This window comes from Sulfurimonas sp. NWX367 (assembly GCF_039667065.1).
In the GTDB taxonomy this organism is placed as follows: domain Bacteria; phylum Campylobacterota; class Campylobacteria; order Campylobacterales; family Sulfurimonadaceae; genus Sulfurimonas; species Sulfurimonas hydrogeniphila.
In genome coordinates this window covers 159959-175187 of record NZ_JALCZM010000003.1, presented here as the reverse complement: position 1 = coordinate 175187, position 15229 = coordinate 159959, and the positions used below count along the sequence as shown (strand labels likewise).

The window sequence follows — 15229 nt, the reverse complement described above, 5'->3', positions numbered from 1 at the left end:
TCCTCTGCCTCATGAGAGGCTAGCGCAGTGAATCGGGACGTGTTCCGATTCACGTGTTAAAAAACTAGAAGACGATTTTACCGTCTTCTTGAAGACCCTTAATGATAGCTTTGGCTTTTTCATGTCCTTGATAGGCAGCTTTTCGGCACAGGTCAAGGGCTTTGTCATGATCCTCTTCACAGCCTATTCCCTGATCATACAGGAGTCCAAGATTATACAGCCCTTCTGTGAGTCCGCCATCAGCTGCACGCTTGAAACAGATAAAAGCTTTTGCATCGTTCTGTATCACGCCATGGCCCTCTTTGTAGAGTGCGCCAAGATTGTTAAATGCCTGCAAATGTCCGCGTTTTGCCGCCTCTTCATACCAAAATGCGGCTTCTGAGTAGTTTTGCATACAGCCAAGCCCGCGCTCAAGCATAAGCGCAACTTCATACATGGCAGGAGGAACGCCTCTTGTTGCCGCTTCCATATGCAGCTCATATGCTTTGAACATGTCATGTTTGACACCGCCAATACCGTTTTCATATAAAATAGCGAGATTAAAAAGGGCATAAGGCTGTTTTGCCTCGGCTGCCTTTGTGTACAGCTCCAGTGTTTTTGCCTCATCCTTTTCACACCCCTGTGCCATTTGGTGCATATAGCCCAAAGAGGTTTGCGCATCGGCATTGCCTTCTTGGGCAAGCTGTGTATAAAGTTTGTATGCAGTTTCAAAATCACCGGAATTATAGGCTTCGTTTGCTTTTTGTATCATTATTCTTCATTCTCCGTACGAATTGGTTGTCTAAAAGTTGTTGTATTGCCTTTGGCGGCTGCTTTTGCTTTTCTTACTTTTTCTAATAATTTTTCTTTGCTGCTGAGATGTTCGTCCCGTATTTTATGCTTGTAACTGCCGTCAATTTCTGGGTCATAAACCAGTATTTCGGGTACATAATCTTGAAATAAATCTGTACGCATCTTAAAAACCTCAGGTAATTTACTTTATATTATGCAAATGATACTGAAAAATGATAAAATTCGTATTAATAAAGTAAGTTTATATAAGTAATTTAAGGGCATCTCTAAAAACCCTGATATCCCTCAAAGCCAAAAAGAGGAGTGAGATTGTGCAAAACTTTTCTTGAAGCATAGCCGTAGCTACGGTGATCGAAAATTTTGTGCAAGATTGCTTCTCTTTTTGGCTCCGGCAGGGCATTATAGCAAAAGCACTACTGCTTCGTTAAAACCACTTGAAGCTACTCGTAGCTCCTGCGTAGTTTTGCCTTGCATTAGTACCTTCGCTATAATGTTGAGATATATCAGGGTTTTTAGAGGTGCCCTTAATTAGCCCATTCTCAAAAAATTAAACTACTTATATAAACAAGCTATGCTAACAGGATGTATAAATGAATTATGATGTAATAGTAGTAGGCGGTGGACATGCCGGTATAGAGGCTTCTTTGGCGGCAGCTCGAATGGGGAACAAAACACTGATGATTTCCATGCTTGCGGAAAATGTCGGGGCAACTTCCTGTAATCCTGCCGTAGGCGGACTCGCAAAAGGGCATTTGGTACGTGAGCTTGATGCACTCGGCGGCGAAATGGGACTCATTACCGATGAAGCGGGCATACAGTTTCGCATACTCAATCAGACAAAAGGGCCTGCAGTTCGCGGAAGCCGTGCACAGATAGATATGGACAAGTACCGTGTAATCGCCAGAAATGTTGTACTCAATACGCCTAATCTTGATTTGGCACAGGATACGGTTGAATCATTAATCATAGAAGAAGATGAGGTAAAAGGTGTCCGCACAGCATTGTTAAATGAGTACAGAGCCAAAAAAGTCATCATTACTTCGGGGACATTTCTCAACGGTATAATCCATATAGGCGAGGTGCAGCAAGAGGGCGGACGTTTTGGAGAACCACGAAGCGTCGGACTTTCTGCTTCGCTTAAAAATGATGCAGGGCTGAGTATGGCACGCCTCAAAACCGGTACCTGTGCGCGTATTGACAGTTCAAGTATTGATTTTTCCGTCATGGAAGAACAAGACGGGGATGCCTTGCCGAATCCTTTCAGTTTCAGAACAGACAGAGAAAAATTCCGTGCGACAAAAAAACAGCTGCCGTGCTATATCGCCTATACAAATGAAACGACACACAAAATCATTGAGAGCAATTTTTACAGAGCCCCTCTTTTTACGGGTCAGATTGCAGGAAAAAGTCCGCGATACTGTCCTTCTATCGAAGACAAAATAGACAAGTTTCCCGACAAAGAGCGACATCATCTTTTTTTGGAACCGCAAACCATGGACAATACAGAGATCTATGTCAACGGGCTCAGTACCTCTTTGCCTCCTGAAGTGCAAAGAGAAATGATTCATTCGGTTAAAGGAATGGAAAATGCAAAAATTGTCCGTTACGGCTATGCCATAGAGTATGATTTTGTCGATCCGCGTGAACTGAAGCACTCGCTTGAAACCAAAAAAATCAAAGGTCTGTATCTTGCCGGTCAGATAAACGGGACAACAGGCTATGAAGAGGCGGCAGCACAGGGAATTATGGCGGGAATCAATGCCTCTTTGGCATTGCAAAACAAAGAACCGCTTATTCTTCGTCGTGATGAGGCATACATCGGTGTACTGATTGATGATCTGGTCACAAAAGGAACGAACGAACCGTACAGAATGTTTACTTCGCGTGCAGAGTACAGACTCCTTTTGCGTGAAGAATCAGCGGATGTACGACTGGGAAAATACGGACATGAACTTGGACTCATCTCCGATGAACAGTATGAAAAAATCAAAACAAAAGCCCAGCAGATACAAGAGGGTGCTAAACTTTTGGAAGAGACAAAATTTACACCAAACAAAGAGTTTAATGCACTGTTGGCATCTATGGACGAACAGCCGCTCAAGGATGTCTCAACCGCACAGCAGCTTATTGCCCGTAAAACATTTGATGTGCAGAAGATGGTCACGGTTGTGCCGGAACTTGACAAGTATGATGACTATATAAAAGAAGAAATTTTGGTGGAGGGAAAATATGCCCGTTACGTTGACAAACAGAGCCAGGAGATAGAACGTATGAAAAAATATTTGAAAGTCAAAATACCCGAAGGGTTTGATTTTACGGGTGTGAGCGGGCTCTCCAAAGAGGTACAGGAAAAACTGGCGGCTTTTTCTCCGCCGACACTTCAGGCAGCGATGAATATCAGCGGAATTACACCCGCAGCAATTGAGATACTGCATATATACATCAAAATGGCTGCAAGATCCAATAAAGTGTGAGAATGTTTATTAAAGTACGAGAATATGCACACTAAAGTTTGAGAATGAGATAAATTGACATGACAAAACCCAAAAGTATTATTCCTGAGTTTATGATACAAAACCCGGATGATGTTTTTATGTTTTTAATGCCTTTGAATCTCAAACTTGATTATGAAAATTATGCTAACAGTCACTTTAGTGTAGCTGTTAAAAATCTTACAAAATCAGAATTTTTTACTACAGAGCTTTCTCCTGAACTTTTTTTACAAGATTTCGTTTTCATCAGGCTTATAAAAAAGGGAAACAATTTAGGCAATATAAGCGACCATACAATGATATTAAACTACTAAAAAAGCAATTTAGGATCAATACAGAGCTTCCAAAAGATAAGTATGATATAGCTTTATTCAATTACATGGATGAGATGGAGATTGGAAAAGTATTGGGTTGGAAGAGAAAATACTTAGAGAAAGCAAAAAAGATACGATGTTTTATTTTTGAACAAGAAGATTATAATATCATCATTCCTCACTATGCGATTGCTATATACTACTATTATCGTACGACAGCAATGCGTGAAGCGATTTTAAACTGCAATCTTGAAAATCTTTATATTGCTGCACATAATGATGGGTATGATGCTTCTATTGTCATTCCAAAATATGTTACAAAAGCAGAAGCTCCATTTATATGTAGATTTGCAACCGTAGAAGAAGCACATAAAAAATTTGAAGATACCGGAAAGTTTATTTTGAACTATGTGCACCATATTAAAAACAAGTCAGGACAATATCCTAAAACTATGCCGATAAAAGCGAAGTTTCCTATGGAATATGTTTTTTTGATAGATGCAAAGGTTCATGAGTTTATGCATAAAGGTAAGAGAAGCTATTTTGTACATGAACTTGTGAATGATGATTCTGATATCGGTTTTAAAACACTTCAAGTGTTGCGTGAGCATAAGCAAAGCAGTATAGATATTGATTCGCTTAATAAGTTACCGACAGTACCCAGAGAGATTCCCGGGAAAATGACTGAGGTTTTAAAAGTGGAAGGAGCAAGCAAAAGAAAGCAGCATCGTACAGTTAGCACTAAGCGAAGCCAATGTAACAGTTTAGCGGGCGTTAGCATTAGTGAAGATATGGTTACGGCAGAGGGCATAGATACACTACTTAAAATATACAAAGAAGAAGTAAATGATGAAGTAACAGATCAAAACCTTACGGAATCTTCTAAAAATACAGAGAAAAAGATTAGAAAAACACGAATATCAAGTGAGTATGAGAAAAAGCAAAAAGAGAAGAAAGAATATACTCATAATTTTGATGAATTTCATCAATATAGCAACTATTTAAAACAACAACCTGATATAAAAAATTTTACTGTGTCTCCAAATAAAAATATGGAAAAAGTTATTGATATCTACACAGATAGAGAACATCATAAATGCTATGTTGAAGGAAGATCAAGGCAGTATATCACAGCCATATTTCAATATAAAACAATATATGTAGGACTTTTGGAATTGGAAAACAAGACTGGTACGGCAACAAGTACATGGGTCATCTCCTCAATTAACCCTATTTATCAAAGTGTATTTGGCAAATTTTTATATCATTTTGTTGACGAAGATAAAAAGATAAATGATATGAAAGAAGAGCATAAAAACAATATGCAGATACGATTTTCTACTAAAAATCATGAGAGAACTGAAAATTTGACTGAAAAGGATTTGGCTAAGTGGATGGTTGGAGTTCTTGGGAAAACTTTAGCATGAAATTTTACTTCTATTATTTTCATATATTTAATTGATGCCATTGCGGTAAATAACTTCTAAATTATTCCAATGTATAGATTTTATATAGTACAAATTTTATACATTAGTTTTTATCTAATGGCCAAAATTATGAATTAAAAGCAATTTTACAGGTTTAGTTAAGTAAAATGTACTATTAACTTTAATTAATAAGAATTCATAGCTATGACTAATTACGAATCTACCCTACCAAACCCAAAAAATTTAATTCATGCATTGCGTGATATTGGTTATTCTTTGGAGACAGCTTTAGCGGATATTATTGACAATAGTATTGCGGCTCAGGCTTCAAAAATACATATTCATATTGCCTTAAAAGATAAAATATTTGATAGTTATATTACTATTATGGATAATGGCTTAGGTATGAATGAAAATGCATTGAAAAATGCTATGAGTTTGGGTTCATTTGATCCTCTTTTAAAAAGAGAAGATAAAGATCTTGGACGTTTTGGTTTGGGACTTAAAACAGCTTCTTTTTCTCAAGCAACGAAATTAACAGTTGTATCCAAGCAATATGACACGATAAGTGCAAGGTGTTGGGATTTAGATCATGTTAGTAAAACAAAAAAATGGGAAGTTGCGGTTTACAATCAAAAACAGATAGAACAGATTCCAAGAGTAGGAGAACTTGAACAAACAGGTACACTAGTATTGTGGGAAAATCTTGATAGATTAATTGACCTAAGTGGTAAAAGGAATATAAAAGATGTTTTTTTAGAAAAGATAGATAGTGCAAGAGAACATTTGGGTCTAGTATTTCATCGTTATCTCTCTGGAGAAGCAGGTTTAAAAAAACTATCCATTTATATAAACGGAGATTTAGTTATACCATTTAATCCATTTGAAGGAGCAGGTAAACCTTTCCCTGAAGAAACAATCGGAAAAATAAAAATCCAGGCATATCTTTTACCGCATCAGAGTAAAACAACAGTGGAACAATATAAAAAACTTGGTGGTAAAGATGGCTATATGAAATCACAGGGTTTTTATGTATATCGTAATAGTCGATTAATGATTCATGGGACATGGTTTAGACTTGCAAAACAAACTGAAGCAACAAAACTTGCTAGAGTTAAGATTGACTTATCTAATTCTGAAGATTTTTTATGGTCTATTGATGTTAAAAAATCAAGAGCAACACCTCCAGAGTTAATTAAAGCAGAATTAAAAAGAACTATCGAAAGGATTACAGCCTCATCTACAAGGGTATATAAAAGTAGAGGTGCCCGTATTAGTAAAAAAAATTATGTACCTATTTGGATAGAGGAACATCAGCATAATGAAAAAAATTATAGAATTAACTATGAAAATCCTTTAATAGACTCTTTTTTAAATTCTTTAGATAATAAAACTACAAAAAGAGTAAAAGAAATTTTAACAATAGTAGAAAGTAATTTACCTTTGGATACTATTTTTGCAGATTTAGCTACTGAACCAGAAAACATAAAACAATCAAGCATCTCAAATGAACAACTAAAAAATTATGCAGAACAATATTGGGATATAATGCTAAAGATGGGTAATGATAACACTGCTATAGCTGAGCAGTTTAAACAAACAGAACCGTTTAGTAGATTTTCAGATTTTTGCGAATCATTTATACACTTTAAATTTGAATTGGCAAGGTAATAGAGATGAAAATAATTGAAAAAATAACTAATGATGTCATATATAAACTTTCACAACAACCGGAAAATAAGACACCAGAAATAATTCGGCAACTAATTGCTTTTGAATCAGCTAATCCGTTAAATCCAGTACAATTAACAGCAGAACAAATAGAAAAAATAGCAAAAGAAATAGAACATCAGTTTGGCCTTACAATGGAAGAAGGGACACTAATTGTTGATGATGAAAATTTTGAACCCTGGTTACATAATAAGAAGTCTTCTGAGAATTTTGAACCGTATTTTTGGAATCGATATGAAAAGTTATTACTTCAAAATGGTTTCGCACCACCTGTTGTTTCATCTATTGATAATGTAACAGATAAAATTGTTGCTAGACTAGAAGACCCCGATAAAGAAGGCCCATGGAATAGAAGAGGAATGGTTGTAGGGCATGTGCAGTCCGGAAAAACTGCAAACTTTATTGGTGTTATTAATAAAGCATCGGATGTTGGATATAAACTTATTATTATTCTCGCAGGAATGCAGGAAACTTTAAGGTCACAGACACAAGAACGTGTAGATGAAGGATATATTGGACAAGATAGTAGTAGAAAAAATGCGGTTGACTTTTCTGATTCATTAATAGGAGTAGGTCATTTAAACCATGATAAGCTACCTTATTCATTTACAACAAAGCATAAAGATTTCGATGATACAAGTAACTTTATCGTAGAAAAATATGATGATGCAACGATTTTAGTTGTCAAAAAAAATGCAAAAGTTCTTGAAAAATTGAGGGATTGGCTCAAAAAAAATAATTCTAATATAGATGGCACAATTTCTAATTTACCTCTTCTTCTGATAGATGATGAAGCAGATCATGCCTCGATAAATACAAATGATCCAGAAAAAGACCCTACTACAATTAATAAACGTATACGAGAGATACTTAATTTATTTCATCGGAAATGTTATTTGGCATATACAGCAACTCCTTTTGCTAATATCTTTATTGACCCATCAAATGAAGATGACATGTATGGAGATAATCTCTTCCCTAAAGATTTTATTATTAGTTTAGACCCTCCAAGTAATTATGTAGGTTCCGAAAAGATATTTGGAGATGATACTAATTTAATTAATATTGTTAGAGATATAGGCGATATCGAAGATATAATTCCACTAAAACATAAGAAAAATCAGACTATTACTTGTTTACCAGATAGTCTGCAAAATGCAGTCTATTCACATATTATTTCAAAAGCCATAAGAATATTACGGGGGCAAACTAACAAACATCATTCAATGCTAGTGCATCTTTCACGATATAAAGATGTACAAAAAGAAGTTTTTAATCTAATTGTTCAATTGAGGCGAGATATTGAAAAAGGGGTGAGGTATTATTATAAGCTTCAAAAAGAGGAAGCTTTGCATAATCACTATATGAAAAATTTGTATTCTATATGGGAAGATGATTTTAGTACTATTTACTCTCAATGGACTGATATTCAGGAAAAACTTTTGGAATCGGTTGCCTCAATGCAAGTTATGTTGATTAATGGTGATTCTGCTGATAGCTTAGAATATAAGGCCTATAAAAATGGTTTAAACGTTATTGCTGTAGGTGGGGATAAGCTTTCAAGGGGTTTAACTTTAGAAGGTTTAGCAACAAGTTATTTTTATCGTAGTACTTCAATGTATGATACTTTGATGCAAATGGGACGTTGGTTTGGATATAGAGATGGGTTTGCGGATTTGTGCAGAATATATTTAACCCCAATGACGGAGAGTTATTTTTCTCATATTTCAAATGCCGTTGAAGAACTTAGAGAAGAATTGAAAGAGATGTTTGTAGCTAATTTAACACCTAAAGAGTTTGGTTTAAAAGTTAGGACACATCCCGGGGCATTATTGATAACAGCAAGAAATAAAATGAGAGCTTCTAAAACATTACTTCACAGAACTGATTTAAGTGGTCGATTAGTTGAAACATATGTTGTAGATTTAAAACCTGAGCATAGAAAAAATAATTTGAACTTGTTTAATGAAATTGTAGAAAAGCTTCAAAAAACTAAAAAAGCTGAATACAGTGAAGCAAGCAGTAATAATTATGTGTGGAAACATGTTTCTGCAAATATTGTTGAAGAGTTTATCAAAAGATTCGATAATCATCCACGGGCACAAATGACACAAACCAGACCTATTTTGAGTTATTTGGAAAGAGCTTCAAAGTACTTTCCTGAATGGGATATTGTTTTTATTAGTTTAAAGAGTTCAAAAGAGCGGTATCCTATAGCTAATAGTGATCTTGATATAGGAATACAAAAAAGAGCATGTAATCCTAAGGGACAGTATGAAAAAGATAATTATATAGAAATAAGTAGTCGAAGAAGAGTTGCAGCAGGGACCAATGATGCTGAACGTGCTGGAATGTCTACAGATGAAATAGCAGAGGCTTTGGAAAAATGGAAGCAAGTGCAACAAAGTAAAGCAGAGAAAGAAACTGAACAGGGAAATAGCCAAAAGGCTAAAGAAATTTTGGAAAAAGAGCTTAAAATTAATAGTATTCCAGGAAGATATCTTCGAAGAACAAGAAAAAGACCACTGTTAATGTTGCATATAGTCAACGCCTATAAAGATATTAAAGATGAAACAACACTTGTTGAAGATTATCTTCCTGCATATGGTATTAGTTTTCCAAAAAGGGATGATATATATATTGAGCCTGTTGAATATGCAGTAAATACGACCTATGTACAAAATTATTATGAGGAATTTGAAGATGATGAAGAATAATCCATGGATAAATATTCCTCATACAAAACAAGGCATTAATTCAGTTCGAGTTGATCCAAATAATAGGTTTGATTTTTTTTGGGCTGTTGGAAAAGAAGGAAATTATCTTTTCATTATTGAACATGAAAATATTGAAGATTGGCCTACAAAAAAAATTGCGTTATCTGGTATTGATATACAGCAATTCCAGACATCAAAAGGATATCGTCTTTCATTGATGTTAAATGATTCCAATGATTGGGATATATTTTATATCTTATGTAAGGATTTACTTCAGGCGACAGATGAAGTAACAACACAAAAAGCAATGCTTATTATTATTTATAATAGACTTCAAAGATGGCAAAAATTATTTAGAAAATTTGGTAAAAAACTTTTAAGTGAACAGGAACAGCAAGGATTAATAGGGGAATTATATTTTTTAAAAAATCATTTATTAAATATATTTTCTACAAGTGAAGTACTTTCTTTTTGGAAGGGACCATTCGGAGAGCAGCAAGACTTTGGGATAGGAAATCTTACTGTTGAAGTTAAATCTAAGCAGGGAACATCTGCACCATATATACAAATAAGTTCGATTGATCAGCTTAACTGCAATACGGAAAGTTGTTTTTTATATGTGGTTACATTAAATATAGCTCCCAATAGCATTGAAAATGCAATAAGTCTGAATAGTATTATTTATGAAATTAAACAGTTGTTGCCAAATGCAGATGAAGTGGATATGTTTGAAAATTTGTTGTCAGAAGCGGGATATATGGAACTTTCTGAATATGATGAGAAACACTACTTAATATCAAAAGAGTCAATATTTGAAGTTAAGGATAATTTTCCAAGGCTTCGTGAAGAATTTATACCTCATGGAATTACTTCAATTCAATATAAAATAGAACTCAAAGAGTGTAAACCTTTTGAAGTAAGTTTTGATTATTTTAATAAAAGGCTGAAAAATGAGTGAGCCCTTAGAGAATTTTAGAGAAAGTTTTTTACAAGCGGTATATACTGCTGCAGAGGCAGAAGAAAATTTTTATGAATCTTCTTTCCTAGAACTATATGCGAAAGAACTTCTCGAATCTGGGGAGATTGACAATGAACTTGAACTTTCTCACTGGAGTGAAACAGGTATAAAAATAGATGGCTACAGTTACAATGAAGATGATGGAATATTAAATTTATTTGTTTCCATTTTCTCATCAGATTTAAATAGTAAAAGTTTAACTCAAACAGAAGTAAATCAAGCTTTTAAGCGAATAGAAAACTTTTTTGATAAATCATTCAATAAAAAATATTATTCTAAATTAGAAGAGTCAACAGCAGTATATGACCTTGCATATCAGATATATCAAGGAAAGAAAAATATATCTACAGTAAAGTATTATCTACTGAGTAACAAAATACTTAGTGAGCGTGCAGAAGTTAAACCAGCAAAACAAAGTGAAGAAATTAATTTCATTTATAATATTTGGGATATATCTAGACTTTTTAGGATGGATGCATCTAATCAACAAAAAGAAGATATTTATATAAACTTTGATGAGATTTCCAGTGAACCTCTTTATTGTTTGCCAGCACATTTAGATACTCAAGAGTATAAGTCATATCTTTTAGTTATACATGGTACTTTGCTCGCAATGCTTTATCATCAATATGGAGCAAGACTTTTAGAACAAAATGTTAGAACCTTCTTACAAGCTAGGGGAAAAGTTAATAAAGGGTTGCGTAACACAATCATAAATCAGCCTGAAAAGTTTTTTGCATACAACAATGGACTTACTACAACTGCAGAAGATATAGAACTTGAAGAGACAAAGCAGGGATTAAAAATCAAGTCTTTAAAGAATTTACAGATTGTTAATGGTGGACAAACAACAGCTTCAATTTATAGTGCAATGAGAAAAGACAAAGCAGATCTTAGTAAAATATTTGTACAAGTTAAACTTACTATTGTCGCACCTGATCAAGTAAATGAACTTGTACCAAAAATATCAGAATATGCTAACACACAAAATAAAGTTAATGCAGCAGACTTTTTTTCAAACCATCCTTTCCATATAAGGATTGAAGATTTTTCAAGAAGAGTATATACCCCCGCTGATGAAATGGGTAAGCAAAATAAATGGTTTTATGAACGGGCTCGAGGACAGTATCAAGATATGTTAGCGCATAAGACTAAAGCAGAAAAGAAAAAAATTCAGCTTGAATATCCAAAGCATCAATTAATAACAAAAACAGATTTATCTAAATTTGAAAATGTATGGAAATGTATACCTCATACTGTGGCAAAAGGAGCTCAATATAGTTTTATAGAGTATGCTAAAGAAATTGGAAAGCTGTGGGAAAAGAATGAAAAGGAATATAATGAACTCTTTTATAAGAGTGCTATTGCAAAAGCCATTATATTTAAAACTACAGAAGCAACTATCTCTAACTCTTCGTGGTTTGTAAGGGACTATAGAGCTCAAGCAGTTGCTTACTCAATATCATATTTAGCAAATATCGTAAAAAAACAAGATAAATATTTTAATTTTTTAGATGTTTGGAATCACCAAAGAGTTTCTGAAGCTACTCAAAACGCTTTAGACATAATTACAGAACAAGTATATATGGAGTTAACTAATCCTCCTGCAGGTATTACAAATGTAGGTCAGTGGGCGAAAAAAGAAGGATGTTGGGATACAATTCAAAAGCTTGATATAGAGATACCTCAAGAGTTTTATGAAGAACTTTTAGAAAAACAAGACTTTGAGATTGAAAAAAAACAAGCTAAAAAGATTCAACGCATTGATAATGCAATAGAAGCACAAAAATTAGTTTTTGAATTGGCTGAGAAAAACAAATGGTGTGAAATTAAAGAATTTGGTATAGAAAATGATATGCTTACACAGATGGAAATTGATTTGATTGATATAGCTTGTGCAATACCCAATAAAATACTTTCAGAAAAACAAGCATTAGTTATTGTAAATGCTTTGCATAATCTTGAAGAAATAGGGCTTATTTTACCATAAAAGGAGAAGTAATGGCACTAGTAACAACAATTAAGCTACAGAAACTGGAAAGAGATTCAAAGCATAATGAAGTTGAATGCACTTATACAATTATAGAGAATGAAGATGGAAAGTTTTTGCAAATAGATACTTATGGCTCGGAAAATCGTCAAATAAAAGGTAAAAAGAGTCAATCCATTCGGTTTTCCAAAGATGCAATCAATCAGCTAAAAAATATTATTGAAAAGCTTGAACTTTTATGAGAATAACAATTTAACAAAAGGAACAGTTTTGCATGACTCTAAACTCATTGAAATCGGCTATTTTCTATCAAGAAGAGGAAAAGACGCGCCCCCTCCAGAACTTAAGGTAAAGAGTTGGAAAGATGCTTATTTGTGTTTTTATGAAAAACTCAATAATGGTATGACAAAAGAAAACTTTATAAATAATCTAAAAAATTTCAGAGATCATTTTGACAGCTATATAGACAATAATCGTGTTGGATGGCTTGATAAAGATGGTAAGCCAGATAGGCTTCCAGAAAGATACCAAGCTATTTATAATATTTTATCTAAAATTAGTGATCAGGAATTATGGGAATACATAAAACCATATGCATCAATAGACAGCAATTCATTTTCATGGGAATTTGATGTTAATACCTTTAAATTGATAGGTAGTGAACTCATATCCGATAAGTTTACTGCAATAATAGAGCTTGTAAAGAATTCTTATGATGCTAATGCTACAGAAGTGAAAATTGAGTTTATAAATTCACATAGTTTAGACAATGGTAAAATCATATTGTCAGATAATGGTATGGGAATGAGTAAAGAGGATATTTCTGGAAAATGGATGAGAATTGGAACAAACAGCAAAAGGGTAAGACAATACTCTCCTGAGCCTTTTAAAAGAGTTTTACTCGGTGAAAAAGGCATTGGACGATTTGCAATAGAAAAAATTGCTAACCATATTATTTTGGAAACTAAAGAAAAAGATATATCTTCAATTCATCATCTTGAGATTGATTGGAGAAAATATGAGGAGTCTAGAAACCTAGATAAACCACCACTTTTTACGTCAATTAAAAATAAATATGAAGAATTAGACAGGTTTTCTTATGATAAAAATATATCACATGGTACTATATTGATCTTTGAATACCTTAAAGAAACATGGTCTCATACAGATATAGCTAGACTAAAACGTGAGCTTGCAAAACTTATTTCTCCAATAGATACAAAATATCAAAAATATGAATTCAAAATTTTTGTAAAAGAATCTGATGGAAAGAAACCTATATTTGAAGTAGAAGAATATCAAGAAATAAGAAATACATCTCTTGACTATGCATCAACTGTATATGAGATAGACTTTGAAATTAAAGGTTCTCAGATATTGCAAAAAGAACTTCATTTTAATGAAGAAATGGGAATGATAGAAATAATATATTCCAAAGCCCATTCGTTTGGACCAATAAAGATGAAACTTTATTATTTTAATAAAGATGATAAACGAAAATTCAAAACAGCATATAAAAATAAAGATGTAGCAATTGACGGATTTAAAATATATAGGGATGGTGTATTGGCAACACCTTTTGTGGAAATTGCATCTACTGAAGAAGGAGTAGACAAATATAGAGATATCTTAGGTATAGACAAAAGAAGATGGTCAAACTTTTTTGGAAAAATAAGCTCTCATGATTTCATTGGATTTATTGAAATTTCTAAAGAGTATAATCCTGGAATTAAAGATCTTACAAACAGACAAGATTTTGAAGATACAACGGAATATAAAGAATTTAAAACATTTATTATTTCACAACTTCAACAAATAGAAAAACTGCTTGAAGAAGAAAAAAAGAAGGAGAGAAAGGAAAAAGAGAATCAGCTTGATGAAGCATTAAATGAAGTAAATGAGGTTAAAAAAAGTTTAAAGAATCTCACAAAAATTACACCTGAAATTGAAAATACCGTTAAGCCAGTATTCTCAGTGTTGCAAACAATTGCTAAAACAATAAGAGAAAGTTCTAAGGAAATAAAAGATCTTAAAAGTGATTTAGAAAAACAGGAAGAAGTATATTTTAGTTTAATGTCATTACAAGAATATGCAGCAGATTTGGCACATATGGTAAGAAACTCATTGGATAAAATAATAGGATTTTCTGAATATCTTAAAGATGTGCTTGCGGATACCGACTTGCATGAAGAAGCAAAATTGATGTATTATGAAATGCTAAAATTGACAGAAGACGTCAACTATATGCTTAAATACGCACAATCTGGGGATGAGCTCAAAGAATTTGATGTAGGATTATTGATATTGAAAGTATTCAGTGCACATGCAAAAAGATTTGAAGAAAATAATATTAGTATAGAAGTTCCAAAGCCTGATTCACTTCGAATCAAACATAATGAAACTCTCCTTAGAGATGCTATTCAAAATCTTATCAGTAATTCAATTAAAGCACTGAGTAAATCAAATGCTGATAAAAAAATAATAAAATGTAATGCGTATAGAGAAGATAGTAAGTATTACATCATTTTTTCAGATAATGGAACAGGAATAAGTAACAATATAAAAGACAAAATATTTGATAGATATTTTACTACTAGTAAAAACGAAGGGGGTTCTGGTTTAGGATTGTATGTTGTAAAAAATAACTTGAAAACATTTAAAGGAACTATAGAGCTGATTGACAGTGAATTTGTTGATAAGGGATGTACGTTTAAAATTACTATACCAATAAAAGAAGGGGAATAAAAG

11 protein-coding genes are annotated in these 15229 nt (G+C 33.3%); 9 read left to right on the top strand and 2 right to left on the bottom strand.

The window, feature by feature from the left end:
* Positions 1-64: 64 nt before the first annotated feature.
* Both MNY28_RS09580 and MNY28_RS09575 read right to left on the bottom strand, forming a co-directional pair.
* Entirely contained in the window at positions 65-751 is a 687-nt protein-coding gene (locus MNY28_RS09580; protein ID WP_151899468.1) for a tetratricopeptide repeat protein, read from the bottom strand.
* Positions 751-954: a hypothetical protein gene (locus MNY28_RS09575; RefSeq protein WP_151899469.1), complete on the bottom strand. Its 204-nt coding sequence runs from the start codon at positions 952-954 to the stop codon at positions 751-753. Before MNY28_RS09575 ends, MNY28_RS09580 begins: the two co-directional genes overlap by 1 nt.
* Before the next feature lie 428 nt (positions 955-1382).
* Between MNY28_RS09575 and mnmG the strand changes: the two genes are divergently transcribed.
* The 9 genes from mnmG to MNY28_RS09530 all read left to right on the top strand — a co-directional run bounded on the left by mnmG (position 1383) and on the right by MNY28_RS09530 (position 15226).
* The gene (gene mnmG / locus MNY28_RS09570) at positions 1383-3266 is read left to right on the top strand and encodes a tRNA uridine-5-carboxymethylaminomethyl(34) synthesis enzyme MnmG (RefSeq protein WP_346389691.1); all 1884 of its coding nucleotides are present in this window, start codon (positions 1383-1385) and stop codon (positions 3264-3266) included.
* A gap of 59 nt (positions 3267-3325) precedes the next feature.
* Positions 3326-3598: a hypothetical protein gene (locus MNY28_RS09565; protein WP_346389690.1), complete on the top strand. Its 273-nt coding sequence runs from the start codon at positions 3326-3328 to the stop codon at positions 3596-3598.
* Positions 3599-3663: 65 nt separating this feature from the next.
* Positions 3664-5025 carry a hypothetical protein gene (locus tag MNY28_RS09560; RefSeq protein WP_346389689.1) on the top strand — a complete coding sequence of 454 codons (1362 nt, stop codon included), beginning with the start codon at positions 3664-3666 and terminating at the stop codon, positions 5023-5025.
* 204 nt (positions 5026-5229) lie between these two features.
* Positions 5230-6696, top strand: coding sequence for an ATP-binding protein (locus tag MNY28_RS09555; RefSeq protein WP_346389688.1), 1467 nt, complete (start codon positions 5230-5232; stop codon positions 6694-6696).
* 5 nt (positions 6697-6701) lie between these two features.
* The gene (locus MNY28_RS09550; protein ID WP_346389687.1) at positions 6702-9473 is read left to right on the top strand and encodes a Z1 domain-containing protein; all 2772 of its coding nucleotides are present in this window, start codon (positions 6702-6704) and stop codon (positions 9471-9473) included.
* The gene (locus MNY28_RS09545) at positions 9460-10431 is read left to right on the top strand and encodes a PD-(D/E)XK motif protein (RefSeq protein ID WP_346389686.1); all 972 of its coding nucleotides are present in this window, start codon (positions 9460-9462) and stop codon (positions 10429-10431) included. The genes MNY28_RS09550 and MNY28_RS09545 overlap by 14 nt, the downstream gene beginning before the upstream one ends.
* Positions 10424-12481 (top strand): AIPR family protein, encoded by a 2058-nt coding sequence (locus MNY28_RS09540; protein ID WP_346389685.1) that lies wholly within the window; start codon positions 10424-10426, stop codon positions 12479-12481. The genes MNY28_RS09545 and MNY28_RS09540 overlap by 8 nt, the downstream gene beginning before the upstream one ends.
* Positions 12482-12492: 11 nt before the next feature.
* Positions 12493-12723 (top strand): hypothetical protein, encoded by a 231-nt coding sequence (locus MNY28_RS09535; protein ID WP_346389684.1) that lies wholly within the window; start codon positions 12493-12495, stop codon positions 12721-12723.
* A gap of 28 nt (positions 12724-12751) precedes the next feature.
* Positions 12752-15226, top strand: coding sequence for a sensor histidine kinase (locus tag MNY28_RS09530; protein WP_346389683.1), 2475 nt, complete (start codon positions 12752-12754; stop codon positions 15224-15226).
* Positions 15227-15229 lie beyond the last annotated feature (3 nt).